Genomic DNA, 26,436 nt, shown 5'->3' with positions numbered 1-26,436 from the left:
ACGACCATTCTATATACAGTTATTGATTAGAGTTGATAGTATTGAGTGTTTTAGATGTAACTTTAAGAGAATAATGAAATTCTATAGAAAGTTATTGACATATATTTTCAACATATGATAATATGAACTCAATAAAATAATTGGTCAACGAAGACTCCACTTTAGATATATAGATTTATATATTTATTTGTTGGAGTCTTTTTCTTTTAGGAGGAACAAATATGTCGACAACTAACGAATTATTATATTACATTCCAGCGGGTCAATATGGGAAAGAAGGCGTTCTTGCATTATTAGAACAACATCCTGAAATCAAGTTCGTATCTCTTGTAGGGATTGACTTAGCAGGTAATGATACTGATGAAAAGATTCCTATGTCAGCATTCTTCGATGACTACGAATCTTTCTTTGAAGGTCGTGCTGTTCAAACAGATGGTTCCTCTGTAGTACTTACAAATATTGCTACATTAAATAATGCTCGTGTAGATATGTGGGGCGATCCAAGTGTAAACTGGTTTGTTGATTACAACTACGAAAATATTGATCCTGTTACAGGATTACCAACTGGTACACTTCGTATTCCTGCATTCTTGATGCATAACTATCGCTATGTAGATTCTCGTTCTATTTTGAAACGCAGCTGCGACTATGTTCGTGCTGAATTATTGGCTTTGATTAAAGAACATGGCTTACCCGGTATGCCGCATGTGAAAGCTGATGAAGTTGTAGATATCATTTTCACATCAGCAACAGAACTAGAATTCTGGGTAAAAACTCCATCTAGAACAGTTACAAAAAAAGAATTATCCGTATCTCAAAAATTACAAGAACAATACTGGCAACGTACTCATGGTACAGTTCGCACTGCTTTAGAACAAGCTGTTGAACGCCTTGATAGATATGGTATGGTTGCTGAAATGGGTCATAAAGAAGTAGGTGGCGTTAAAGCTAAACTTGATGAAGATGGTCATGAAGCAGTTGTATTAGAACAATTAGAAATCGACTGGAAATTCTCAAATAATCCATTACAAACAGCAGATAATGAATTACAAGCTCGTATCATTGTTCGTGAAGTATTCCGTGAAAATGGTCTTGATGTAACATTTAATGCAAAACCAATAATTGGTGTAGCTGGTTCTGGTGAACATACTCATTTTGGTGTTATGGCTAAATTAAAATCTGGTAAAGTTGTTAACTTATTTAGCCCAGAAGATATGCGTAAAGAATCTGCTAGCTCTTTAGGCATTGGTGCAATTATGGGACTTTTAAAACACTATGAAGCCATTAATCCATTCATCAGCTCTACAACAGATTCTTTAAACCGTTTAAAACCTGGGTTTGAAGCGCCAGTATGTATTGTTACATCTTTAGGTACTGATCCATCTGAACCTAGCCGTAACCGTACAATCCTTTGCGGTTTAATTCGAGATATCGATAATCCTATGGCGACACGTTATGAATTGCGTTCTCCAAATCCTTACACCAATACATATACTGCTTTAGCATTGATCTTTATTTCTGCATTTGATGGTATGAAATATGCCATTACATCTGGTAAAACACAAGCTCAATTGGAAGCAGAGCTTTCCAAAGAAGTAGGTGAAACATCTGATTATCTTGCTACAAATCGTGCATACCGTACTGAAAAAGATGTGTTTGATGATTTCACACAAGAAGAACGTAATCAAATGTTTGGTGTTGCTCCAGCTACTGTATGGGAAAACATAAAGGGTTACCAAAATAATCCTGAATTAGTAGAAACATTGGCTCAAGGCAATGCATTTGCTAAAGATTTAATGGACTCCTTTATTGCCTCCATTCTTAAACGTTGGAAACTAGTATTGGCTAATCGCTTAATTCCAAATAATTTGGATACAGTTCGTAGCATGGTTGCAATTCATACTGATAGCCGAAATAGTGTAGATGATAAACGCTTTGCAGAAGTTAATGACTTACGTTTCTACCTTGCTAAAGATAGTGACGATCGTAAATCCTTATTCACTCGTTTAATTGATGCACTTAATGATGGTGAATATGATCTAGCATCCCAATTACAAATTGAAATGAATGATAAAATGGAAGAATTAGAAGCTAAGTACGCTAACTACGCTAAAAATATCTTCTAATAAAATCAATTTATTAATAAAAATGGCCTCTACTACGGTAGAGGCCATTTTTCATTTAAATATATCTAAATAAATTAGATATATTCAAACATAACGATTCAAATTTTATTCGTTATGTCCAATAAATTTTTCTACTAATACTAAGCTACATACAAGTACAAAAATTGCAACAGACCAAATTAAATTATCAAATGATGATTCATGATTGATAATTAGAAGTCTTACAATTGCAGTTATACCAATGTATAAAAAGAAGTTAAGTGGAAAGTGGAAGTTATTTTTAAAGTATTTGACGATGAGTGCAATAAACTCAAAGTATAGAAAGAAGGTAATTAGTTCTTCAATCAATAAAGAGTATGTACTATAACCTTGAATATTCGCCCACGTAACATAGACAAGACTAATCAATGTATTAATAAGTGCAATACAAAGTGCAATACCAACGCCTACAAGGGCTATATTTTTTATCGTTAATAATAGTTTAGAAATACGAATCCACATATATAATTTACCTACAATAAAAATCTAAATACTATACTACATAAAAAAGACCGTACACCGTACGGTCTTTTTCGATTACATTGTACTATAATCAAATGAATATCTACGAATTAGATATCAGCTTTAATAGCTTCTAATGCAGCATCGAAGTTAACTGCTTGAGTTACTTCAGGTACATATTCAACATAAGTTACTTTGTTATCTTTGTTGATTACTACAACGCCACGAGTTAAAAGACGAAGCTCTTCAATCAAGAAACCATAGTTTTCACCGAAGGAAGCATCTTTGTGGTCAGACAAAGTAACAACTTTATCTACGCCCGCAGCACCACACCAACGTTTTTGAGCGAATGGTAAGTCCATAGAAATTGTCAATACGACTACATCTTCGGAAAGTGCTGTTGCATCTTGGTTGAACCAACGAGTTTGAGCATCACAAACACCTGTATCAAGGGAAGGAACAACGGAGATAACTTTTACTTTACCTTCGAAGTCTTTTAAAGTTTTAGCTTGCAAGTCATTGCTCAATACAGTGAAGTCTGGAGCTTGTTGACCTACTTTAATTTCTGGGCCAACTAATGTGATAGGGCCACCTGCAAATGTTACTACGCCAGTACGTTTTTCCATGTTGTATTCCTCCTAAGAGTTTTAATTCTAATTATGTAAAATATAATTTCTTTATATGCATAGTATAACATTTACATTACCATAAGTAAACTAAAAAATTCGATATAGTATTAATTAAAAAGATCGTTACGATTGATTACTGTAAAAATTTAAAGAGGCCATTTAACTAATATTAATATTGATGAAATAGAACTACTACTGTAATAAAATATTTAATCTAACTGTTATACGTATAGGTGTATTAATGTATCATAAAAAATGTGTATACTATAAAGAGAAAAGTTAACGTAATAAAATTTGTTGATTTAGCTTTTACAGTATTGATTTAAATTCATTTACAATATAATGATACTAGTAATTATATAGGCAATGATTTTGATTAGACTTAATAGGATATGTTAGAGAGGACCTATGAAACCAATAGATTTATTTATGCAGTTTTTCCGGCGTGAAGGCTGGATCTATGCCATTGGCTTAACTATGTTGATGGCAATTGATGTGGCTTTTTTATTTGTTCCCCAATTTATTGGTAATGCTATAGATACGTTGAGCAATAATAAGGAAGGGTTAGTCACTTATATTTTTTATTTCATTTTATTATTTATTATTATCACTATTTTAAAAGTTATCTCACGCAGAACCCTATTAGGCTCTATTCGTCGCATGGAGTATCTTTTTCGTGAGATTTTGTGTAGTAAAGCATTACAAGTAAAAACAACGTACTATGAGGCTAATGGACCTGGTAAGGTTATGGCGCTCATGACTAACGATGTAACATCGCTACGTGTTGCCCTTGGTCTAGGTGTAATGATTATAGTGGATATTATTTTCTATTCCATTGTGGGTTCCATAATTTTAATTCAAAAGATTAATACTGTATTAGCTTTTAAAATTATGACACCTGTATTCTTAATTATTGTGGCTATATTTGTACTAGGCAGAAAGCTACGTATTAAACAACGTAGTGCACAAGCTACTTATAGCGATTTAACAGAGTTTGGACAAGAGTTATTTCAAGGGATGGATGTTATTCGCGCTTTTAATCGTGAAAGCATTATCTCTAATTCTTTTGAAAAAATAAATAAACTTAATTATAAGAAGAATATGGATGTTGCACTACTAGATGCAATATTAACACCGTTGACAAGAATTGCACCCTTTATTTGTATCAGTATTAGTATTTTTATTTGTGGACATTTAGCTGTAGAAGGCAAAATGACTATAGGCGAATTTGTTACTATTAATTCATTCATAATGTTAATTGTGGGACCTTTAATAGGGTTTGGTGGCCTTATTTCTATTGTACAAAAAGGTCTTGCTTCTTTAGATCGTATCATGGACTTCTTACATTTGCCTACAGAAACAATAGATGATACCGATGAAGTACTGCCGCTTGAGGATATTCATATTCGATACTTAGATTTTACTTATGAAAACTCTAAAGGGCATGCATTATCTCAGTTGACAACGACAATACCAAAAGGTTCTTTTATTGGTTTAGTTGGTAAACCCGGTTCTGGCAAAAGTACATTGTTTAAATTGCTTATTGGATTACAAGAGTGTCCGGAAAAATCTATTTATTTTGGCAGTCAAGATTTAGCTACTGTTTCTTTATCAAAGCTTAGAAACTCAATTGCTTATGTGCCGACACAATCTTACCTATTAAGTACGACCATTGCTGATAATATTAAATTTGGTAAAGCTTTATCCATGCATGAAACTGTAGAGTTGGCAGCACAAAAGGCAGACTTATATAGAGATTTAGGCGATTTGTTAAACGATGATTTACATGAGCTTGCTGAAGAAGGTCATGATTTATCAGGTGGACAGAAGCAGCGAATCAATATGGCTCGCGGCTTTTATAAAAATGCGCCATATGTATTACTAGATGATTGTTTTTCCGCTTTAGATGCAGTAACAGTTACAACCATATTAAATTCATTACATAATGTAAAAGATCAGACGATTCTATGTATTTCACAACGATTAGAGGTTGTAGAGAAAGCAGATAAAATACTAGTATTTGATGAGGGGCGTATCGTAGAAGAAGGTACTCATGAAGAATTATTAGGTAACAATGGTTTATACCGTACCTTATATGAAGCGCAGAATGGAGGGGGCCATCATGAAGAAGCGTGATCTAAGAAATGACTGGGCTCTATTCTCCTATATAACTGGCTACATTAAGCCTTATTTAGGTATTCTATTTTTAGCAACGGTTGCGCTCGCAGGAAATTTAGTACTATTACTTTTACGCCCATATTTAACTAAGCAAGTTATCGATCTTGGATTTGCCACTAATGATATCGCTGTTATTGAATATTATGCTCTAATGTATGGCCTTACTATCATTGGTAGTGTTTTATTTATTTTTGTAGAGAATTACTTTTTAAAAAGTTTTGGTCAAAAAATTATCTATAATATTCGTAGTATTATATTCCAAAAGATTCTTAATAAACCACATGATGAATTTTATAAGTTGCCAATTGGGAATTGGGTAACTCGCATTACTAATGATGTAGAGTCATTACGTACATTATATACAGATGTAATTCTGAATTTGGCAAGTAGCGGTTTAATGATTATTGGTATATTAGGATTTATGTATGCCATTAATGTACCTTTAGCAATAATCATGACAATTTTACTACCTATAATGGGTGGAATTATTTGGGTGTTTCAAAAGTTTTCTCGCAAAGCATTCCGTCAGGTAAGACGTTCTGTAGCTGCTTCTAATGCAAGCATCAAGGAACTGTTAAATTATATTGTAATCGTAAAATCCTATGGTGGCGAAAGAGCAATTGAGGAACGTTATAATACTGTTAATAAAGGTTTCTTAGAAGCAGGTCTTTTTGAGGTTACCACATTTTCTATTTTTAGACCGCTCGTAGATGGTCTATTCTTTGTTGCGCTAATTGTTATTTTTACAACTACGAATTTAATAGACTCCGTAGCTGATGCTGGTACAGTATTTGCCTTTATACAATATATGGACCGATTCTTCCAACCATTAAAGGAAATTGCAGATAAATATAACTCTCTACAAAGCGCATTAGCTGGTGCTGAAAGATTAGTTCCCTTATTAGAGGAAGAAGAGCGTCAGATGGCTAATGAAGTTCCTGATGAATTTAAACATATAGAGACTATTGAATTCGAGCATGTATGGTTTTCCTATGAAAATAACGACGTTTATGCGCTAGAGGACTTTACATTCACTATTAAAGCTGGAGAATTCATAGGTATTGTAGGTCCTTCTGGTAGTGGTAAATCAACACTTTTATCATTGTTGATGGGAATCTACAAACCAACAAGAGGGGCTATCTATATTAACGGTATAAATATTGCCCAATATGATAGTTCTGTGCTTCGTCATTTAATGGGATATGTTTTTCAGCAAGCTTATCTATTTAAGGGTTCCATTAGAGATAACTTAACACTTTTTGATACATCAATTTCTAATGAGGAAATGATCAATGCAGTAAAACAAGTTAATTTGGATTCTATGATTGAACAACTTCCGGAAGGGTATGATACACCGGTTGGTTATTTAGGCTCCTTATTATCTGATGGGCAAAAACAATTATTGGCTTTTGGCCGTACCTTGATTAAAAAAACACCAATTCTATTGCTAGATGAAGCAACGGCTAATATCGATAGTCATACGGAGAAGCAAATTCAAGCAAGTATTGAAAATATTCGAGGTAGTAAAACAATCGTAAGTATTGCTCATCGTCTTTCAACAGTAGAAGATGCCAATAAAATAGTGTATATGGAATATGGTAAAATAATAGAAAAAGGATCTTTTAATGAGCTTATCAACTTAAAAGGGGCCTTTTATAATCTATGGAATAATCAACACAGTGGGAGTTAGTATGGAATTTATCCAATCTAAAGATAATAAAACGATTAAGCGAATTATCTCATTAAGGCAACGTAAAAATCGCCAAAAAAATGGAGAGTACATCGTTGAAGGCATTCGCTCTATTCGAGATATTGCAGCTATGGGTGCAGTAAAAACAATCGTTATACGTGAATCTAAAGCGCAAGATAAAAATATATTAGATTTATTAGACTTAGATACTGTTCAATCTGTACCTAAATATATCGCACAAGATCCAGTGTTTGATAAAGTAGATAATACCGTAAATGGACAAGGTGTAGTTGCTATTGTATCAAAGCCTACATATGATATTGAATCAATTTCTATTGTGGATGGTTTATATATTACATTAGATGGTGTTCAAGATCCCGGCAATCTAGGTACCATTATTCGTACTGCTGTTGCAGCAGGTGTTAAAGGGATATTTTTGATGAAAGGAACTGTGGACCCTTTTAATGACAAGACAGTCCGCAGTACCATGAGCGCCTTACATAAAATACCTTTATATGAAGACATTACGTTATCTCTGTTACATGATATGGTAACCGAGTCTAATATGACTAGCTATGTAACAGCTTTAGAACATTCCAATCCTTATCATACTGTAAGTTATGCTAAGCGAACTATGCTAGTATTAGGAAACGAAGGAAATGGTGTAACACCAGGGGTTATGAATCTATGTACAAATCGTATTATGATTCCTATGTATGGTGATATGGAATCCTTAAATGTAAGCGTAGCTGCTGCATTATGTATGTATAAAGTACAAGAACAATTAATGCCTTAGTATATATATGATAAAATTTTATGACCTTATAAAAAGTCCTCTACTAGTAAACAAGTAGAGGGCTTTTGTATTGATTTTTTAGTTGTGTATTTGGTAAAATAACATATATCCTTTGTGGGAGAACAAAGTTCTCCCTTTTTTTCATGAAAAGGAAGATAACTATGTCCAAATTAATTGTAAATGCAGACGATTTTGGCCTTCATAGTGCAGTTAATGCTGGTATTATTGATGGTCACCGTAGAGGTATTATTACCAGTACCTCTTTAATGGCAGGAGGAGAAGCTTTTACAGAAGCCGTAAGTATGGCAAAACAAAACCCTAAGTTGGGCATTGGTATTCATATTACCTTGGTGGGTGGGGTCAAACCAGTATGTGATCCATCAGAAGTTTCATCACTTCTCACACCAGAAGGTGTATTTCCAGAGAACTATGTAGAATTTATTAAACGTATTTACTCTGGCAAAATCAATTATAGTGAATTACGTAAAGAGATTCATGCACAAATAGCTCAAATAATGGATACCGGCTTAAGGGTAACTCATATTGATGGACATCAACATTTGCATGTGTTACCAACGGTATTGCCAATTGTGATTGAACAGGCAAAATCCTTTGGTATACATGCTATACGTATACCCGATGAGTCTACTGGTTTTATGAATTATATGTATTCCCCAATTCGATTTCTTGGTAAAGTTGGTTTATCAACGGTTGCGGCTAATGCGCGACCAATCATACGAAATAATTGTATGACTACAACCCAATATTTTTGGGGCATGGTAAATGGAGGTCATATAAATCAGAAATCTCTAATGGGTATCCTAAAAGCGGTAAATAAACATTCTGGTACACATGAATTGATGGTTCACCCAGGTAGTAATAGTAGTATTCTTAGTAAGCTTTATAATTGGGGTTATCATTGGGAAGATGAGTTGCATGCACTCTGTTCCAGTCATACGCGATTATATATAAGTCAACATGATATAGAGCTCATTAATTATGGAGACTTGGTATGAGTAAAATGATGAAGAGAGGCATCTTTATGTTTCTCTTGTTATTGGCTGTATCAATTGGTATTATTTACTATACTATTGATTTAGATGCATTGAAAGCCATATCATCTTTTAATAGTATTTCCTTATTATTAGCTTTAGTTGCTTTAGTAGCAGGTATGTATTTTGATGGATTACGACTTCAAAGGCTCGTAAAAATTGGTGGTTACAAGTTATCGATACGAGCAGTGCTACGAGTTATTTTTAGTAATTATTTTATGGCTATGTTGACACCTGGAGCTAGCGGTGGTGCTGTCGCGCAAGTACTGGTGTTGAGAAGTTATGGCGTACCTATATCTAAAGGTACACCGATTGTATTAATACGTACCGTATTTTCCATTATGTTTTTGGTCATTATGCTGCCATTAGTATTCTTACGAGATGCTATTGAAATTCCATATATCTCTCGTGATATGCTTTTGATTTTTGCCGTGCTTGCTGTTATAGCGACCTTAGTGGGAACTTATATATTACAGACTAAGTATATGCGTCAATTTGTCTATAATCTAGCACAACGATTTAAAGCACATAACACTAAAGATTGGCTTTCTAAATTAGAAACACTAAATCAAGGTCTTGGTTTACTTTATAAACAACCTGTCCAATCTTTAATAGTTTTTATTGAATCTGGTTTGAGTTTATTATGCTTATATTGTATTGCACCCGCCTTAATGTATGCTTTCACACCAGATATTCCTATTATCGATATTTTAGATCGCATGATTTTATTAAATCTTATTTTGTATTTTGCACCAACCCCAGGGGGAACAGGCATTGCAGAAGGTCTATTTGTAGTATTATTTAGTGCCTTTGTACCTAATGGAACAGTGGGAATCATCGCTGTAGGATGGCGTGTTGTGGCTGAGTATATGCCATTCTTCATCGGTATGTATGCAGTATTAACATTATATGGACGACAATTCGTTGCCCAAGAAACTTCAAGAAAACAATAAGGGAGTGTGCTCTATGTCTAAACCAAAAAAAGATAAATTTTATCTGGTTCAAGAAGATATTTTACCAGAGGCTATAAAAAAGACGATAAAAGTAAAAGAAATTCTAAAACTAGGTGAGGTTAAAACAATTAACGAAGCAGTTGAAAAAATGGATTTAAGTCGATCTGCGTATTATAAATACAAGGATTATGTTTTTCCATTTTTTGAAATTGCTCAAGGAAAAATTGTTAGTATTTATGTTTCTATGTCAAATGAATCTGGTATGTTATCAAGCGTTTTGAAAGCCATTGCTGAACGTAACGGTAGTATTTTAACGATTAATCAAGATATTCCATTACAAGGCATTGCGAATAGTAGCATTTCTTTTGAAACCAAGGATTTACAAGGTTCATTAGAAGATTTATTGCTAGATATTCGCTCTATGAAGGGTATTATCAAGGTAGAAATTTTAGGCCAAGCATAGGCTAATTAAGAGAGTAGGACGATTATGACCACTATAAAAATTGCTTTATTAGGTTTTGGTACTGTTGCACAAGGTACTTTTAACTTATTGCAAGACAATGCTGAATTAATTAAAAATCGTACAGGTGTCAATGTTGAAATTTCAAAAATTTATGTACGAAATCCAGAAAAATATAGTCATATTACATTACCAGAAACAGCTAAATATGTAACTGATATTGATGAAGTGTTAAAAGACGATTCCATCCAAATGGTAGTGGAATTGATGGGTGGTACAAGCTTTGCTAAGGATTGCGTAGAAGGAGCTTTAAAAGCTAAGAAGAATGTGGTAACTGCCAATAAAGACTTATTAGCAGAAGCTGGTCCATACTTATTAGACTTAGCGAGTAAAAATGGGGTAGATCTACGTTTTGAAGCATCTGTTCTAGGTGGTATTCCTATAATCCGCACATTATATGAATCGTTAGCCGGTAATCGTATTACTGAAATCATTGGTATTATGAATGGTACTACAAACTTTATTTTGACTAAAATGTCTGAAGAAGGTTTAAGCTACCAAGATGTATTAAAAGAAGCACAAGATTTAGGATATGCAGAGGCAGATCCTACAGCTGATGTAGAAGGCCTTGATGCAGCTCGTAAATTGGCAATCCTTGCATCTATTAGCTTTAACCGTCGTATTTTCTTTGAAGATGTAACTGTAGAAGGTATTACTTGTATTGATACTGAAGATATAAAATTTGGGAAAGAGTTTGGTTACAATATTAAATTATTAGGTATTGCTAAAGAAACTGCTCAAGGATTATCTTTAAATGTATATCCTGCATTTATTCCTACGACACATCCATTAGCATCTGTTCGAGGATCCTACAATGCAATTTATGTTAAGGGCAATGGTATCGATGATGTCATGCTATATGGTCGTGGTGCAGGTAGCTTACCGACAGGTAGTTCTGTAGTATCTGACATAATGGAAGTGGCAAAGAATGTCTCTTATAATGAAACAGGGCGCTTGAAACCGTTCTATTATGATCAAAAAGATATTTATTCTCCAGGTAAAATCCAATCTAGCTACTACTTGCGTTTAGCAGTGGATAATAAAACAGGTGTTCTAGCAAAAATCTCTGCAAAATTAGCAGAACAAAAAATTTCTGTTTTATCCATCGTTCAACGAAATATGGATCCAGAAACTGCAGTTCTTGCCATTGTTACATCTAAATGCCCAAGATCTTATATTTTAAATCTTATAGACTCTTTTAATAGCTTGCGCTCCGTTAAGGCTGTTAATAGTGTTATTCGTATTATGGAAGCTTAATTATGAATACTGTTCGTGTACAAGTACCTGCCACTAGTGCAAACTGTGGCCCAGGTTTTGATTGCTTAGGATTAGCACTAAATCTTTATAATATATTCAGCTTTACACCAGATGAAAATGCTACAGAATATACATATACTTTTGAAGGTTTTGGTGCAGATATTTTACGCGCTGAAGATCCTAAAAAGAATCTAATTGGTTTCGCTATGGATCAAGTTTTTGCTACTGCTCAAGAACCAATTCGATATGGTCATATAACTTCTGAAACCTTGATTCCTCCCTCTCGTGGACTAGGTAGTAGTAGTACGGCTATAGTAGGGGGACTTTTACTGGCGAACGCATTAGTAAAGCATCCACTTTCAAAAGAAGAGTTACTGGTTATAGCAAATCGTATGGAAGGTCATCCAGATAATGTAGCGCCAGCTATTTACGGAAATTTATGTTGTGCTACAGGTTTAAAAAATAAGGTACTAAACACGGTCATTTCTATTCCTCCGGAGCTACATTTTGCTGTTGTAGTACCAGAAGTCATGGTATCTACTGAGTATGCTCGTTCTGTGCTACCAAATCATATTCCATTCAAAGAAGCTGTACAAAATGTAAGTCATGCTTCATTATTTGTAACAAGCTTAATTACGCATCAATTAAGTAATTTATCTGTTGCCTTAGATGACAACTTGCATGTACCTTATCGTAAGACATTGATTCCTCATTGTGATGAAGTTTTTGAAGCCGCAAAAGTTGCTGGAGCTTACGGTGCAACTATCAGTGGATCGGGTTCTACTCTAATTGCATATGTTGATAAAGCTCATGTACAAGAGGTAGCAAAGGCTATGGGGGCTGTATTCACAGCAAATGAGATTGAAAATAAAATATATTGCTTAGAAGCTGATACAACTGGAGCGTTAATTATATAGTTTATGGTATAATTATAGTGTTAGGCATAGTCCATAACAATAATTGGAGGAAACTATGAACAATATAAAAACAACACTTTTGTTAGCTACGCTAACGGCCATTTTAGTGGTTATTGGTGATATGATTGGCGGCAGAAGCGGTATGATTATGATGTTTGTCATATCCATGGGTATGAATTTTATGTCTTATTGGTACAGCGATAAAATCGTTTTAGCCCAATACAATGCTCAACCTGTTACTGCACAGTCTAATCCAAAACTATATGCAATGGTAGAGAAATTGACTAAAAATGGTAATTTACCAATGCCAAGGGTTTATATCATTCCCAGTGAAGTACCGAATGCATTTGCAACAGGTAGAAATCCTAGTCATGCAGCAGTTGCTGTTACAGAAGGTATCCAACGTCTATTAACTGATGAAGAATTAGAAGGTGTGCTTGCACATGAATTAACACATGTTAAGAATCGAGATACATTGATTAGTACAATTGCAGCTATGATGGCTGGTGCTATTTCTATGATAGCCAATATACTTCAATTCACTGCCATATTTGGGCGCTCTGATGATCGAGAAGGCACTAACCCTTTGGCGCTTCTTGGTACGATCATTATTGCACCTATCGCAGCTGGTCTTATTCAGATGAGTATTTCCCGTACTCGTGAGTTTTTAGCTGATGAGGGAGGCGGAGATATGTGTCGCAACCCATTAGCACTGGCTTCTGCACTTGCAAAAATTGACTACTACTCTAAACATGGTGCATTGCCTAATGCAAGTAATGCTACAGCCCATATGTTTATTATTAACCCTATGATGGGAATTGGTGAAAGCTTGAGCAATCTTTTTAGTACACATCCTCGCACGGAAGAACGTATTCAAAAGTTAAAGAAACAAGCTATGAATCCAAAGTATAAAGAAAAGGCAATATTATAATTAGTATCTACTGGAGGGTATCATGCAAGAAACATTAGTTTTAATTAAACCAGATGCAGTTAAACGTCAATTAAGTGGTGAAATCCTTAGCCGTTATGAACGTAAAGGCCTTGTTATTAAAGCATTAAAACTTTTACAAGTACCTCGTGAATTAGCGGAAGAACACTATGCAGAACATAAGGAAAAGCCATTCTTTGGTGAATTAGTTGATTTTATTACATCAGGCCCAGTTCTTGCTTTTGTGTTAGCTGGTGAGAACGCAATTGTATCCGTACGTGCTTTAAACGGAGCAACAAATCCTGTAGATGCTGCCCCTGGTAGTATTCGTGGTGACTATGCCCTAACAATGGATGCTAACGTAGTACATGCTTCTGATTCTCCAGAAGCTGCTGCTCGTGAAATTCATCTTTGGTTCCCTGAATACAAATAATCTCAAGGTTGGTATTATTTAGCTTTTATTTCTACATCCATGTATATCTATAGGAGGTAATCATATGGCAAGTAGTGTTTATACAAAAACAGGTGATGCTGGTACAACTGGTTTATACACGGGAGAACGTGTACAGAAATCATCTTTACGCGTAGAAGCTTATGGTACAATCGATGAATTACAAGCTTTTTTAGGATTGGCTCGCGCTTATGCTGAAAATCCACGTGTTGCTGCTGAATTATACGATATTGAGCGAAACTTATGGACATTAATGGCCGATATTGCAAGTTTAAATACTGCTCCGGTAATTACTGAGCAATATGTAAAGCATTTAGAAAAAGTTATTGATCGCTTTGATGCAAAGTTAGAACCTTTATCTAGTTTTGTCATTCCCGGTGAAAAACAATCTTCTGCTTATTTACATGTAGCTAGAACGATTACTCGACGTGCGGAACGCGCTTTATGGCGAGTATTAGACGCTGGTGAAAGTGTTCACGAATCTAATTTAAAATACTTAAATCGTCTATCCGACCTTTGCTTTATCTTGTGTCGTGTAGAGGAAGAACTTGGGGCTGAATAAACAAAAAAAGCTATGTATTTTACATAGCTTTTTGCTCGTTATAGACCTATTGTGAAATTGTTTGGTTTAAAACATCTTGAGGGCTAGGATAGTAAAAGAAGATATGAGGAATTTCATAACGGAATTTTTCTCTTAATAAATTGGCTAATGTTGTTTCAAAGTTTATAATTTTATCAGCGCCGAAATCAAAGTCTTCAACTAATACTAATAGTTGTGCTTCAACTTGCGGTGCGTTTTCAGGTAAAGCTTCTGGTGGTAGAGGAACATTTACTACTACTCGTGCAGTACCAATATATTTACCTTGTCCGTCATCGATGGCAACACGATATGTATTATCCCATAGCGTAGCCATCATTTTTAGTTTCATATTCATAATTTCCATAGTATCGCTCCTTTGTTATACTTATAATGATACTGAAATTATAAATTCTTGTATAGGTGCATTATGAAATCACAAATTATATTGTGTTCCGGTGGGGCACGCAGTGGAAAAAGTGAATTTGCTGAACGTTTAGCATTGGCTACAAAGGGGCCAAAAGCTTATGTAGCTACGGGCCAAGCTTTTGATGAGGAAATGGTGGATCGCATCAAAAAACATCAAGAGCGACGAGGAAAAATATGGAATAATTTTGAAGTACCTTTACATTTAGCTGATGAATGGGAAAATATCAGTCAATCAGCAGATGTAATTCTTATAGATTGTTTAACCATGTTCACTACCAATCACATGATGGCTTATGGCTCCATTCGTGGTCAAGAAGATGCTAATAGATTAGAACAGACAATACTTTCAGAATTAGACACTTTATTAGACTCGATACAATCATGTGAAGGTAAAACAGTTATATTTGTGACCAATGAAATTGGGTTAGGTATTGTGCCGGATAATAAACTGGCTAGATATTTTAGAGATATTGCTGGTCGTGTGAATCGAGCAGTAGCTTCTGTTGCAGATAAACTCTATTTAACAATTAGTGGTGTTACCATTGAATTGAAATCACAGGAGGTTCATATAAATGGCTAAGAAAATCATGTTTCAAGGAACGAGTTCTAATGTAGGTAAAAGTATTCTTTGTACTGCATTATGCCGTATTTTTTATAGAAAAGGTTTTAAGACCGTTCCTTTTAAAGCACAAAATATGGCCCTCAATTCTTATGTGACAAAATGGGGCGATGAAATTGGCCGTGCTCAAGTCGCTCAAGCCGAAGCCGCTGGTATTGATCCAATTGTTCAAATGAATCCTGTGTTATTAAAACCTACAGGAAATCAATCGTCTCAAGTTGTATTGATGGGGAAACCTGTTGGCGTATATAGTGCCAAAGAATATCATACAAAATATTCACTAACCGCTTTAGATAAGGTTAAAGAATCTATTGATTTCTTAGACTCAAATTTTGATATGATGGTTATCGAAGGTGCCGGTAGTCCTGCAGAAGTTAACTTAAAAGCAAATGATATTGTAAATATGCGTATTGCCAAGATGACTCAAGCTCCAGTTTTTCTCATTGCAGATATTGACCGAGGTGGTGCTATTGCGTCCATTGTTGGTACCTTAGAATTATTAGAACCAGAAGAACGCGATCTTATTAAAGGTATCGTTATCAATAAATTCCGTGGTGATATCAAACTATTAGAACCAGCTCTTACATTTATTGAAGAAAAAACAGGTAAAAAAGTGGTAGGTGTTATTCCTGCCATTGAGAACCTCGATATTGATGAAGAAGATTCTGTTGCATTAGAGAACAAACGCAATAGTGGTACTAAAGATATTCAGGTCGTAGTTATGCAAACACCTAAAATCTCTAATTTTACAGACTTTGATGCACTTAATTATGAGCCAGATGTATCTGTCCGTTTTGTAGGCCCTGGAGATGTTATCGGTACGCCAGATTTAATTATATTACCTGGTTCTAAAAATACATTGGCTGACTTAACATATTTACGTGATACAGGCTTTGCTGATGAAATCAAAAAATTGGCTGCTCAAGGTACACCTGTTATCGGTGTTTGTGGCGGTAACCAAATGTTAGGTAAAACTATTTATGATCCGCATCATATGGAAGGTGATATCGAGGAAATTGAAGGACTTGGCCTTGTTGAATCCTCCACGACTATGAAGGCTCAAAAAACTACCCATCAAGTACAATTCAATGTATCTAATTTACAGTTTTTAAATGGTACTTTCAGGGGTGAAAAATTAGTAGGCTATGAAATTCATATGGGGGATACTACGCCACTAGCAGATTCGGTGTCTCGTTGCTTTACAATTACAAGTCGCAGTGAAGAGGCTGTCAATGTTATTGATGGTTTTATTGATGGTAATCATCAAGTAATGGGTACATATATTCACGGTGTATTTGATAATGACGAGTTTAGACGTTTTATTATCAATCAATTACGTGAACGCAAGGGATTACAACCATTAGATGTAGTATTCCATTATTTTGACCATAAAAATGCGGCATATAATCGCTTAGCTGATATTGTGGAGGAACATCTAGATATGGATTATATTATGTCTACCTTGGGATAGTAGAGGAGATATATGGAACATTTAGCAATTTTTCACTGGTTTTCAAAGTATAACTTTGTGTGCATACCAGTTTTAGCATTTTTATTGGATTTAATTATTGGAGATCCCAATAGTAAATATCATCCAGTGGCCATTATTGGACGTATAATATCTTTTTTTGAAGCCGTTCTTTATAAAGACACTGATAATGATACGAAGAAATTGTGGTACGGTGGTATTGCAGTAGGTTTAATTCTTATATCGGTATATATCATAGTATCTTTATTGTTATGGCTAGGTGGAGTAGTAGACGAATGGGTATACTATGCTTTCGAAGTAGTGATCCTCTACATTGCCATTTCTCCACGTTCATTGGCTGGCGCAGGTTTTACCATTAGTCAGTTAATAAAACAAGGTAATATTGTAGATGCTCGCAAACGTTTATCATGGATTGTGGGACGAGATACGGAAGACTTAGATGAAAGCGAAATCACTCGGGCTACAGTAGAAACGATTGCGGAAAATACGGTAGATGGTATTATTGCACCTTTTTTCTTTTTTATTATCGGTGGCCCTATGGGGGCTATTCTTTATAGAACTGCTAATACTATGGATTCTATGTTAGGCTATAAGAATCAAAAGTACTTGTACTTTGGTCGCGTAGCTGCACGCTTTGATGACATATTAAATTGGATTCCTGCCCGAATTACCTTTGTATTATTTGTAATTTCTGCATTCTTTTTACGCTTTGATGCTAAAAAGGCAATAGAAATCGGTTTACGTGATGCAAAAAAACATCCTAGTCCTAATGGGGGGTATGCAGAAGCACCTGTGGCAGGGGCCTTACATATCCGTTTAGGTGGTTACAATCAGTATTTCAAAAAAATGACCTTCCGTGAATATATGGGCGATCCTATTGAAAAGCTAAACCGTAACCATATTACTCGAACAATTTATATGATGTATGTTACGACTATACTAATGGTTATCATTAGTACAGTCATTACCTATGGGATGAATGTATAATGACACCTTTTTTTATAGCACTACAATTTTTAACGCGTTTAAAAATTGTAAATCAAACTGAATGGTCTGTAGAGGACTTTGGTAAATCTGTTGTAGCATTTCCTTATGTGGGCCTTATTATTGGTCTCATATTAGCTATATTATATGGCGTATTATCGCCATTTATTCCGATTATGCCATTGATGTTAATTATCGTTGTGGCTGAGTTTTTAATAACTGGTGGCCTTCATGCTGATGGTTTGATGGATACAAGCGATGGTTTGTTTTCCGGCCGTGAAAGAGAACGTAAACTAGAAATCATGAAAGATAGTCGTATAGGCTCCTTTGGAGTTGTTGCTTTTGTATTTGTTACACTTTTGAAATGGCAATTATTAGCTTCGATTCCATCGGCTGAATTTATATCTATGGCACTCATTATGATGCCTTTAATGAGCCGTTGGTCTATGGTTTTTAGTATTCGATCCTATCCATATGCTAGAGAACAGGGGATGGGGGCAGCATTTGCTAATTTAGCACCTAAACATGTTATTACTTATAACACCATATCTACGTTCTTTATGCCTATTCTATTACTATTAATCGGTTTAGTATTATATACACTTTTATATGGTGCTTATGCAATTTTTTCAGCACCTGATGTAGGGTATTTAGTAGGATTAGGTGTGTTAGTATATGCTACTATAGGTATTTTCCAAATCAATATTGTTAGCATGATTATTACGTATATTATTAACCGATTATTAAACCGCTATATTGTAAAAGCGTTAGGTGGCACTACTGGTGATACATATGGATTTGTTGTGGAAGTAACTGAAGTATTATTGATATTGGTATATAGCATAATTGTATCTATACTATCAGCTACGGTAGTTAATAATCCAACTATGTTCTAACTCTAAATTTTTGATTTTCAAAGTTTTAATATTTTTAGAACGTATACTTTATTTGATGTGAAAGGAGTTTAATGTGACCTATTATGTAAGAGCCCCAGGTACATGTGGGGAATTTCTACAAGGTTCTATTGATGGTCAGTCATTTTTAGTGACATGTCCAATTAATCGATACTCCTATGCATTGAGTAATGTAATACAACCTTTTTCTAAAGAATTTTGTGCACTTCAACCAAAGTCTGCACAAGCTCGTAAATTAGTACAAGAGTTGGTCCAACAAAAAAATAAAAATCAAATTTGCCCGCCTGTGTATGTAAGATCTGATATTCTACAAGGAAAAGGCATGGCTTCAAGTTCGGCAGATATTTCTGTAACAGCTATGGCTACAGCTTTGGCCATGGACTATGATTTATCATTAAAAGAACTTGAGCAAATTTGTCTATCTGTAGAGCCTACAGATGCCTCTTTTTATCAAGGTGTAACTCAGTTTGATTATATTAAAGGGACTATCTCTAAGCCATTAGGTATGTGCCCACCTTTAAAAATCCTCGTTTTTGACGAAGGCGGTAGCATTGATACAGTTAGCTTTAATAAACAAGCAGATTTACAAAATAAAATTTTAGAAAAAGAATCTATTATACAAGAATCCTTTGATTTGTTTAAACAGGGGCTTACAACGCATGATATAAAGCTTATTGGCCAAGCTGCTACATTGAGTGCCTTTGGCAATCAGCGTATTTTATATAAACCTAATTTATATGACTTTCACGATGTAGGTAATTCTTATAATAGTGTAGGAACAATCATCGCTCATAGCGGAACCATTATGGGACTATTATTCCCCGTTGATTATGGTCGTATTAATGATTGTAAGAATGAGATTTTGCGTAAGTTGCCACAATTATCCTATGTAGATACGGTTGAAACTACGAATGAAGGATTAACTTATATCAAACGATAAAGTATTTCATAGAAAGAGAATAGTATGTCTAAAATACATGGGGGCAATATCTTTCAGTTTGCCCATGAACAACGAATTGAACCATATGAGGTTATTGACTTTAGTGCTAATATCAATCCACTAGGCCCTAGCCAACGTGGCTTATCTGCATTAGAACCTCAATTGCGATATATATCACATTATCCGGATGCTACAAATGATGATATATTAAATGCCATTGCTGATATCTATGGTATGAATAAAAATCAAATTGTAGTTGGCAATGGAGCGGCAGAGCTATTATATGCAATTTGTCGGTTACCTGGCTATACGGGCGCTTTTGTTCCCGCACCAGGTTTTTCTGAATATAAAGCGGCTTTAGAAGCAAGTAGAATTCCAGTACGCGATATTTATTATAGACCACGGGAAGATGAACATGGAAAACCTTATTTTGAGGTTCCTTATTTAGCATTAGAAACTTTTGCAGCCGAGTTAAAAGGGCAAGATGGTCGTATTATTGTATTTCTAGGTAATCCCAATAATCCAGATGGTACGTTACTTGATAAGAACCATATTCGTACTATTGCAAGCATGCTGAAAGATGCTAATAGTTTACTTGTTATAGATGAGTCCTTTATCGATTTTGTTGGTAACGACACATTACAAGATAATGAATACTCCATGCGCTCCCTAGTTAACGAGTTTGATAATATTATCGTGGTTCATTCTTTTACAAAATTCTATGCCGTGCCAGGGCTACGAATTGGTGCTGCTTTCAGCAATCCTCTTATCATTGAGCAACTAAATAGTTTTATTCCAACTTGGTCTGTTAACACATTAGCTCAATCCTATACAGAGGCGGCTTTGAATGATGTAGAGTATGTGAAACGAACAAAACAAGTATTACATGAAGAGCAACTTTTTATGTATAACTCATTAGATACTATAAATGGTATTACTGTATATCCGCCTTCAGCTAATTTTATATTGTTCCACATTGAACAAGAAGGAATAACAGCAGAGTCGATTAATGAAGCGCTTAAAAAATATAATATGATTGTTCGCAACTGTGATTCTTATATGGGATTAAATAATCAATGGGTTCGCGTTGCAATAAAAGATCATGATACTAATGTTAAGTTAGTAGAAAAATTAACAGATATTTTGAAAGTATAGGAAGACTATGAAAACATTGTATATTGTGCGCCATGGTGAAACTGATTGGAACAAAATGGGAAAATACCAAGGCATCACAGATGTTCCACTTAATGAAAATGGTTTAAATCAAGCAAAGGCATGTGGTCAGGCTCTTAAAGATGTTAAATTTGATCGCATATTATCTAGTGATTTGAGTCGTGCTTTAGTTACAGCTGAAGTCATTCGCGGTGAACGTACTACTCCTATTACGGTAGATAAACGCTTACGAGAACTTAATTTTGGTGATTGGGAAGCTATGTTATTTTCAGATATCGAAGATCGTTGGCCTGGTTTGATAGATGAAATGTATTTGCGACCACATCTAGTTAAGGTTCCTAATGGTGAAAGCTTTAAGAATTTACAAGACCGTGCATGGGCAGGTCTAGAGGAATTCATCAATGTTAATAATGAGGAGGAAACACTTCTCATTGCTTGTCATGGTGGAACTATACGAACATTATTGTGTAAATTATTAGATATTTCCATTAGTCATTGTTGGAATTTTAGTCAAGGTAATACAGCAATAAATCGTATATTCTATAATGGCATGGGAGAATTTGATCATAATATTTTAAACTTGCTCAATGATACAGCACACGTAGATGTATTACAAGGTCATGCATAATGCGACTAGATAAATTATTAGCCAATAAAGCTTATGGTAGTCGAAAAGAAGTCCATCAAATCATAAAAGATAGAAGGGTTACCATCAATGGTAGTATAACAACGAAAAAAGATACTCATATTGATATTGATGTTGATATAGTTGCTGTTGATGGTAAGATTGTTAGTACTACTCAACTATATTATGTAAAATTTCATAAGCCAAAGGGCTATGTTACCGCCGTAGAAGATTCTAGTCACCCTGTTGTTATGGATTTACTCCCTCCAGAATTCATAAAAATGGGAGTAGTTCCAGTAGGCAGATTAGATAAGGATACAGAAGGACTTTTACTATTAACTAATGATGGTGTGTGGGGACATTCTATCATCAATGGTAATAAACATGTGCCTAAGGTTTATTACGTAGAATTTGAAGGAACGCTATCTGATGAAGGTATACAACGTATTAAAGAGGGAATTCTTCTTGGAGATGGTACGCAATGTAAACCGGCAGAAATTGAATTTGTATCGTTACATTCAGTACATGTAACAATTGAAGAAGGTAAGTATCATCAAGTTAAGCGCATGATTGGTGCTGCAGGTGGTACTGTAACATATTTGAAACGTCTTACGATTGGTCATATTGATTTAAGTGGCATTGAAGAGGTTGGTTCTGCAATGGAATTGACCGTTGAACAGATAGAGGGCTTTAAAAAATAGCATAAAATTCTATTCAATATAGGTATTTTATGGTAAGATTAATTGTACTTTATAGACTAGGAGCAAGATTATGAATGGATTAAATCTGCTACAACAGTATATTAAAGAGCAAGAATTAACAGGCGTCATTTTAATAAGCCCTATAAATCTACATTATTTTGCAGGCTTTACTGGTACTACAGGCTTTGCTATCATTACTCAAGATAAAGCCTTTATGATTACTGATTTCAGATATACTGAACAAGCAACAAAACAATGTGAAGGGTACACAGTTATTCAATATGAAACAACTGTTATGGATACTCTTGTAGATATATTCAATGAACATCATATTCACGAAGGTTTATTCGGTATAGAAGGCAAACAAATGCCTGTGGATACGTATGAAACTTTATGTGATACATTAGATGAACGCTTTAATTTTACATCTATCAATTTTGCAAAACTACGTGCGGTTAAGCGTGAAGACGAATTAGACTTATTGCGTAAAGCCGCTAAAATTGGTGATGATGCTTTTGCTGCCTTGCTACCACAACTAAAGGTAGAGATGACAGAAAACGAAGCGCGCATTATATTAGAATCAGAAATGTTAAAACGTGGATCAGAGGAACCTTCCTTTGCAACCATTGTTGCTTCTGGTAATCGTTCTAGTATGCCTCATGGTGTAGCCAGTGATAAGGTCATTGAAGCAGGTGATTTTGTTACCTTTGACTTTGGTGCAGTATATAAGGGTTATCATTCTGATATGACTAGAACTATTGTAATGGGGCCTGCCTCTGAATTACAAAAGAAGCTGTATGGTATAGTTTTAGAAGCACAAAAACGTGGCGTAGCTGCAGTTCGGGCTGGTATTACTGGTAAAGAACTTGATGCAGTTTGTCGTGATTATATTAAAGAACATGGATATACCAAGGAATTTAATCATGGTACTGGACATGGCGTAGGTCTTGAGATTCACGAAGAACCAGTAGCCAATACTAAATCCGATACGGTATTTACAGAAAATATGATCATTACGGTAGAACCTGGCATTTATATAACAGGTACTATCGGATTGAGAATAGAGGATAGTGTCATCGTCAAATCTGACGGCTATGAGGTGTTGACACATAGTCCAAAAGAGTTAATTGAAATAGGTATTTAGAAGGAGAAGAGTTAGATGATTTCCAGTAATGATTTTCGTCCAGGTGTAACCGTTGAAATTGACGGTAATGTATGGCAAGTAGTTGATTTCCAACACGTTAAACCAGGTAAAGGTGCTGCATTCGTACGTACTAAAATGAAAAACTTGCAAACTGGTTCTGTAGTTGAGCGTACATTTAATGCAGGTGAAAAAGTGCCTAAAGCACATGTTGATCGTCGTCGTATGCAATACTTATATGAATCTGATGGCTCTTATACATTCATGGATAACGAAACTTATGATCAAGTTGAACTTACCCTTGAACAATTAGGTGATGCTAAAAACTTCCTTCTTGAAAATATGGAAGTATCCATCATGTTCTTCCAAGGTATCGTAATCGGTATTGATTTACCTGTAGCTGTTGAACTTCGCGTAGTTGAAACAGATCCTGGTATCCGTGGCGATACTGCAACTGGTGGTAATAAACCAGCCGTATTAGAAACAGGCTACACTGTAAAAGTACCTCTCTTCATTGAAGTAGATGATGTACTTCGTATTGATACTCGTACAGGACAATACATCGAACGTGCCTAATACTCATTGATATGTATTGGGGCAAGATCTTTTCAAGGAATCTTATTCCCCATATATCGTAACATTTGCACTGTAAGCACTTGTCGTCTATGTAATTATATATAGGGACAGGTGCTTTTTTTGAAAGAGGCCAGTATGACCAAGAAAAATACTGAACTAGAGTCGGGTAAGATTAAGATTAATGATGATGTATATGCTACAATTGTAACAATGACAGCGCTTGACACAAAGGGAATTCATCATATGAGTTCCACCTTTAATGATGGCGTTAACACTTTTTTTAGACGTAAATCCGATCATGAAGGTGTTAAGATATCCTTTAACGATGAAGGAGCAATATCAGTTACACTATATGTGTGCATTCAGTATGGATATCGTATTCCTGATGTTGTTTTACGTCTACAAGAGCGCATTAAAACTGCTTTAGTCTCTTATACAGAAATTGAGGTTCAAACTATTGATGTAGTTGTACAAGACATTATTTTTGATGATTTAGTAACACCTCAACAGCCATAGGAGGTATCTCTATGAGTTCAGATAATCAATTAAATTATGGTTTAGACACGGATACCATTGATATTGCAGATTCTGTCATCATTGATGTAGCAACAAAAACTTTAGGAACCATTCCTGGTATTCATTCTTTAAGCCCACGCTTTTACGATGAGTTGGTAGAGGGTATTACCCATGCTTTTGGTCAGCGTAGCTTACCTGGTATCAATGTAAAGCATCGTAAAGGTTTTATTGAAATTAATATTTATATTAAAGCATTGTATGGATATAATCTCATTGAATTATCGAAACAATTGCAATTAGAAATCAAACAAACCTTAAAAAATATGCTAGATCTTGATCATATTAAGGTTGATGTGCATATTGAAGGTATTGTAAAAGAAAAGGAGCCAGTTTTACATGGTAACTAAGCGAAATCGGCGAGAGGCTCGTCAATACGCATTCCAAATGTTATATGCCAATGAATTTCATACTGATCAAAATGATGTTCAATTTCCCGAAGGAAACATTCATAAAGCAATGGATAAGGCATATGCAAATAGTATTATAGAGGGTGTACTATCAAATGTTGAAGCAATTGATGCTACATTACAGCCATTCTGTAAATCTCGTAAAGTAGCAAATTTAGATAAGGTGGATCGTTCTATCTTACGTATTGCAGTTTGGGAAATGAACAATAAAGTGGAACCTTTAGAGCCATCTATTGCTATTAATGAAGCCATTCAATTAGCTAAAGAGTTTGGCTCTGATGCATCTTATAAATTAATTAATGCAATCTTAGACGCATATAATAAGAGTAAATAATGAAACGATATTACTTAGGCATTGATACGAGTTGTTACACCACAAGTTGTGCCATTGTAGATAGCGACTTTCACATAGTAGGGGAAGCACGTAAAATCTTAGAGGTAAAACTGGGTGAGCGAGGACTACAACAATCAAATATGGTCTTTCAGCATACAAAGGCGTTGCCTAAGTTAATGTCAGAGTTGCCTCAGGTACCAATTAGCGGCATAGGTGTTAGTGGCTTTCCGCGCCGTGAAGAACGCTCTTATATGCCTGCCTTTATGGTCGGGTTAGGACAGGGGCAAACCTTGAGTCATCTTATGAATGTGCCTTTACATATTTTTGCACATCAAGAGAATCATATATTAGCTGCTTTGAGGGATTTAAAAAATATTCCTAATGACCCATTTTTGGCATTACATCTATCAGGTGGCACGACAGAACTATTATATTGCCATTATCAAGGAAACGGTATTTTTGAATCTCATATCGTTGGTGGTTCTAGAGATTTACAAGGGGGACAATATGTTGATCGCATAGGTGTCGCGTTGGGCTTACCATTTCCTGCAGGTAAACATTTAGAGGCATTAGCATTACAAACTACAGAATATGAACCATTGCCATCATCTGTAAAAGACGGATGGATTAGCTTTGCCGGTCCTTGTAGTGCTGCTATGCGGCGTATAAATAACGCTATGAGTGATATAGATAAATCTAAGTTAGCTAGAGCTGTTTTTACTTCCATTGGAAATGCTCTAGAAAAAATGATTACTTATCATACTAAAGAGAAACCTGTACGTGCACTCATTGCTGTAGGTGGTGTGATGAGTAATAGTTTACTTCGTAAGCGGATGGAAACCTATTGTAAACGAAATCATCTCCAATTACATGTGGCGCAACCACAATTCTCTGTTGATAATGCCACAGGTAATGCTTTTGGTGCTGCTTATTTACAAGAATCTAGAGGATAA

General features: G+C 35.1%; 29 protein-coding genes. 26 read left to right on the top strand and 3 right to left on the bottom strand.

Features of this window, described 5'->3' with window-relative positions; translation table 11 throughout:
* The first annotated feature begins 221 nt into the window (after nucleotides 1-221).
* Nucleotides 222-2,126: a type I glutamate--ammonia ligase gene (locus ACMKPP_RS07620; protein ID WP_004695754.1), complete on the top strand. Its 1,905-nt coding sequence runs from the start codon at nucleotides 222-224 to the stop codon at nucleotides 2,124-2,126.
* Between the two features lie 105 nt (nucleotides 2,127-2,231).
* Here the strand turns inward: ACMKPP_RS07620 and ACMKPP_RS07615 are convergent, their stop codons facing one another.
* Both ACMKPP_RS07615 and tpx read right to left on the bottom strand, forming a co-directional pair.
* Nucleotides 2,232-2,627, bottom strand: a complete 396-nt coding sequence (locus tag ACMKPP_RS07615) for a phosphate-starvation-inducible protein PsiE (protein WP_004695756.1) — start codon at nucleotides 2,625-2,627, stop codon at nucleotides 2,232-2,234.
* A 110-nt stretch (nucleotides 2,628-2,737) separates the two neighbouring features.
* The gene (gene tpx / locus ACMKPP_RS07610) at nucleotides 2,738-3,253 is read right to left on the bottom strand and encodes a thiol peroxidase (RefSeq protein WP_004695758.1); all 516 of its coding nucleotides are present in this window, start codon (nucleotides 3,251-3,253) and stop codon (nucleotides 2,738-2,740) included.
* A 411-nt stretch (nucleotides 3,254-3,664) separates the two neighbouring features.
* Here tpx and ACMKPP_RS07605 point away from each other — a divergent pair, with 411 nt between their 5' ends.
* From ACMKPP_RS07605 to ACMKPP_RS07555, 11 genes are all read left to right on the top strand, one after another.
* Complete coding sequence (locus ACMKPP_RS07605) at nucleotides 3,665-5,392, top strand: ABC transporter ATP-binding protein (RefSeq protein WP_314050926.1); 1,728 nt, start codon at nucleotides 3,665-3,667, stop codon at nucleotides 5,390-5,392.
* Complete coding sequence (locus ACMKPP_RS07600; RefSeq protein WP_390525750.1) at nucleotides 5,379-7,124, top strand: ABC transporter ATP-binding protein; 1,746 nt, start codon at nucleotides 5,379-5,381, stop codon at nucleotides 7,122-7,124. Before ACMKPP_RS07605 ends, ACMKPP_RS07600 begins: the two co-directional genes overlap by 14 nt.
* Before the next feature lies 1 nt (nucleotide 7,125).
* The gene (locus ACMKPP_RS07595) at nucleotides 7,126-7,920 is read left to right on the top strand and encodes a TrmH family RNA methyltransferase (protein WP_349234007.1); all 795 of its coding nucleotides are present in this window, start codon (nucleotides 7,126-7,128) and stop codon (nucleotides 7,918-7,920) included.
* A 161-nt stretch (nucleotides 7,921-8,081) separates the two neighbouring features.
* Entirely contained in the window at nucleotides 8,082-8,936 is an 855-nt protein-coding gene (locus ACMKPP_RS07590; RefSeq protein ID WP_120054764.1) for a ChbG/HpnK family deacetylase, read from the top strand.
* Nucleotides 8,933-9,925, top strand: a complete 993-nt coding sequence (locus tag ACMKPP_RS07585) for a lysylphosphatidylglycerol synthase transmembrane domain-containing protein (RefSeq protein WP_012864341.1) — start codon at nucleotides 8,933-8,935, stop codon at nucleotides 9,923-9,925. Before ACMKPP_RS07590 ends, ACMKPP_RS07585 begins: the two co-directional genes overlap by 4 nt.
* A 13-nt stretch (nucleotides 9,926-9,938) precedes the next feature.
* On the top strand, nucleotides 9,939-10,388 hold the full coding sequence (locus ACMKPP_RS07580) for an ACT domain-containing protein (RefSeq protein WP_004695770.1): 450 nt from the start codon (nucleotides 9,939-9,941) through the stop codon (nucleotides 10,386-10,388).
* 24 nt (nucleotides 10,389-10,412) lie between these two features.
* Nucleotides 10,413-11,702 (top strand): homoserine dehydrogenase, encoded by a 1,290-nt coding sequence (locus ACMKPP_RS07575; protein WP_004695772.1) that lies wholly within the window; start codon nucleotides 10,413-10,415, stop codon nucleotides 11,700-11,702.
* Nucleotides 11,703-11,704: 2 nt separating this feature from the next.
* A complete protein-coding gene (gene thrB / locus ACMKPP_RS07570) occupies nucleotides 11,705-12,619 on the top strand; it encodes a homoserine kinase (protein WP_004695774.1) in 915 nt (304 codons plus the stop codon).
* Between the two features lie 55 nt (nucleotides 12,620-12,674).
* Nucleotides 12,675-13,550: a zinc metalloprotease HtpX gene (gene htpX / locus ACMKPP_RS07565; RefSeq protein ID WP_105086512.1), complete on the top strand. Its 876-nt coding sequence runs from the start codon at nucleotides 12,675-12,677 to the stop codon at nucleotides 13,548-13,550.
* Nucleotides 13,551-13,572: 22 nt separating this feature from the next.
* On the top strand, nucleotides 13,573-13,980 hold the full coding sequence (gene ndk, locus ACMKPP_RS07560) for a nucleoside-diphosphate kinase (protein WP_004695778.1): 408 nt from the start codon (nucleotides 13,573-13,575) through the stop codon (nucleotides 13,978-13,980).
* A 64-nt stretch (nucleotides 13,981-14,044) separates the two neighbouring features.
* Nucleotides 14,045-14,560: a cob(I)yrinic acid a,c-diamide adenosyltransferase gene (locus ACMKPP_RS07555; protein WP_004695779.1), complete on the top strand. Its 516-nt coding sequence runs from the start codon at nucleotides 14,045-14,047 to the stop codon at nucleotides 14,558-14,560.
* Between the two features lie 46 nt (nucleotides 14,561-14,606).
* On the opposite strand, the gene ACMKPP_RS07550 is transcribed toward ACMKPP_RS07555, so the two are convergent.
* On the bottom strand, nucleotides 14,607-14,942 hold the full coding sequence (locus ACMKPP_RS07550; protein ID WP_004695781.1) for a hypothetical protein: 336 nt from the start codon (nucleotides 14,940-14,942) through the stop codon (nucleotides 14,607-14,609).
* Between the two features lie 63 nt (nucleotides 14,943-15,005).
* Between ACMKPP_RS07550 and cobU the strand changes: the two genes are divergently transcribed.
* The 14 genes from cobU (at nucleotide 15,006) to ACMKPP_RS07480 (ending at nucleotide 26,436) form a co-directional block, all read left to right on the top strand.
* A complete protein-coding gene (cobU, locus tag ACMKPP_RS07545) occupies nucleotides 15,006-15,584 on the top strand; it encodes a bifunctional adenosylcobinamide kinase/adenosylcobinamide-phosphate guanylyltransferase (protein WP_004695782.1) in 579 nt (192 codons plus the stop codon).
* Nucleotides 15,577-17,094 (top strand): cobyric acid synthase, encoded by a 1,518-nt coding sequence (locus ACMKPP_RS07540; protein WP_004697395.1) that lies wholly within the window; start codon nucleotides 15,577-15,579, stop codon nucleotides 17,092-17,094. Before cobU ends, ACMKPP_RS07540 begins: the two co-directional genes overlap by 8 nt.
* Before the next feature lie 12 nt (nucleotides 17,095-17,106).
* Nucleotides 17,107-18,099 carry an adenosylcobinamide-phosphate synthase CbiB gene (cbiB, locus tag ACMKPP_RS07535; protein WP_004695785.1) on the top strand — a complete coding sequence of 331 codons (993 nt, stop codon included), beginning with the start codon at nucleotides 17,107-17,109 and terminating at the stop codon, nucleotides 18,097-18,099.
* Nucleotides 18,099-18,992: an adenosylcobinamide-GDP ribazoletransferase gene (gene cobS, locus ACMKPP_RS07530; RefSeq protein ID WP_418369569.1), complete on the top strand. Its 894-nt coding sequence runs from the start codon at nucleotides 18,099-18,101 to the stop codon at nucleotides 18,990-18,992. Before cbiB ends, cobS begins: the two co-directional genes overlap by 1 nt.
* Nucleotides 18,993-19,065: 73 nt before the next feature.
* A complete protein-coding gene (locus ACMKPP_RS07525; protein ID WP_008713891.1) occupies nucleotides 19,066-19,950 on the top strand; it encodes a GHMP family kinase ATP-binding protein in 885 nt (294 codons plus the stop codon).
* Nucleotides 19,951-19,974: 24 nt separating this feature from the next.
* Nucleotides 19,975-21,105, top strand: coding sequence for a pyridoxal phosphate-dependent aminotransferase (locus tag ACMKPP_RS07520; protein WP_008713893.1), 1,131 nt, complete (start codon nucleotides 19,975-19,977; stop codon nucleotides 21,103-21,105).
* Between the two features lie 7 nt (nucleotides 21,106-21,112).
* On the top strand, nucleotides 21,113-21,751 hold the full coding sequence (gene cobC, locus ACMKPP_RS07515) for an alpha-ribazole phosphatase (protein ID WP_004697091.1): 639 nt from the start codon (nucleotides 21,113-21,115) through the stop codon (nucleotides 21,749-21,751).
* Nucleotides 21,751-22,449 carry a pseudouridine synthase gene (locus tag ACMKPP_RS07510; RefSeq protein ID WP_008713895.1) on the top strand — a complete coding sequence of 233 codons (699 nt, stop codon included), beginning with the start codon at nucleotides 21,751-21,753 and terminating at the stop codon, nucleotides 22,447-22,449. Before cobC ends, ACMKPP_RS07510 begins: the two co-directional genes overlap by 1 nt.
* Before the next feature lie 70 nt (nucleotides 22,450-22,519).
* Complete coding sequence (locus ACMKPP_RS07505) at nucleotides 22,520-23,593, top strand: M24 family metallopeptidase (RefSeq protein ID WP_008713897.1); 1,074 nt, start codon at nucleotides 22,520-22,522, stop codon at nucleotides 23,591-23,593.
* 15 nt (nucleotides 23,594-23,608) lie between these two features.
* Nucleotides 23,609-24,166, top strand: coding sequence for an elongation factor P (gene efp, locus ACMKPP_RS07500; RefSeq protein ID WP_004695799.1), 558 nt, complete (start codon nucleotides 23,609-23,611; stop codon nucleotides 24,164-24,166).
* 135 nt (nucleotides 24,167-24,301) lie between these two features.
* Nucleotides 24,302-24,682, top strand: a complete 381-nt coding sequence (locus tag ACMKPP_RS07495) for an Asp23/Gls24 family envelope stress response protein (RefSeq protein WP_004695801.1) — start codon at nucleotides 24,302-24,304, stop codon at nucleotides 24,680-24,682.
* Between the two features lie 11 nt (nucleotides 24,683-24,693).
* Nucleotides 24,694-25,089 carry an Asp23/Gls24 family envelope stress response protein gene (locus tag ACMKPP_RS07490; protein WP_004695803.1) on the top strand — a complete coding sequence of 132 codons (396 nt, stop codon included), beginning with the start codon at nucleotides 24,694-24,696 and terminating at the stop codon, nucleotides 25,087-25,089.
* Complete coding sequence (gene nusB / locus ACMKPP_RS07485; protein WP_008713900.1) at nucleotides 25,079-25,483, top strand: transcription antitermination factor NusB; 405 nt, start codon at nucleotides 25,079-25,081, stop codon at nucleotides 25,481-25,483. Before ACMKPP_RS07490 ends, nusB begins: the two co-directional genes overlap by 11 nt.
* Complete coding sequence (locus tag ACMKPP_RS07480) at nucleotides 25,483-26,436, top strand: Kae1-like domain-containing protein (protein WP_008713902.1); 954 nt, start codon at nucleotides 25,483-25,485, stop codon at nucleotides 26,434-26,436. Before nusB ends, ACMKPP_RS07480 begins: the two co-directional genes overlap by 1 nt.

Origin of the sequence: Veillonella parvula (assembly GCF_048309325.1) — a bacterium.
GTDB lineage: Bacteria > Bacillota > Negativicutes > Veillonellales > Veillonellaceae > Veillonella > Veillonella parvula_T.
The sequence above is the reverse complement of the archived record's forward strand: the minus strand, read 5'-3'. Positions and strand labels throughout refer to the sequence as shown.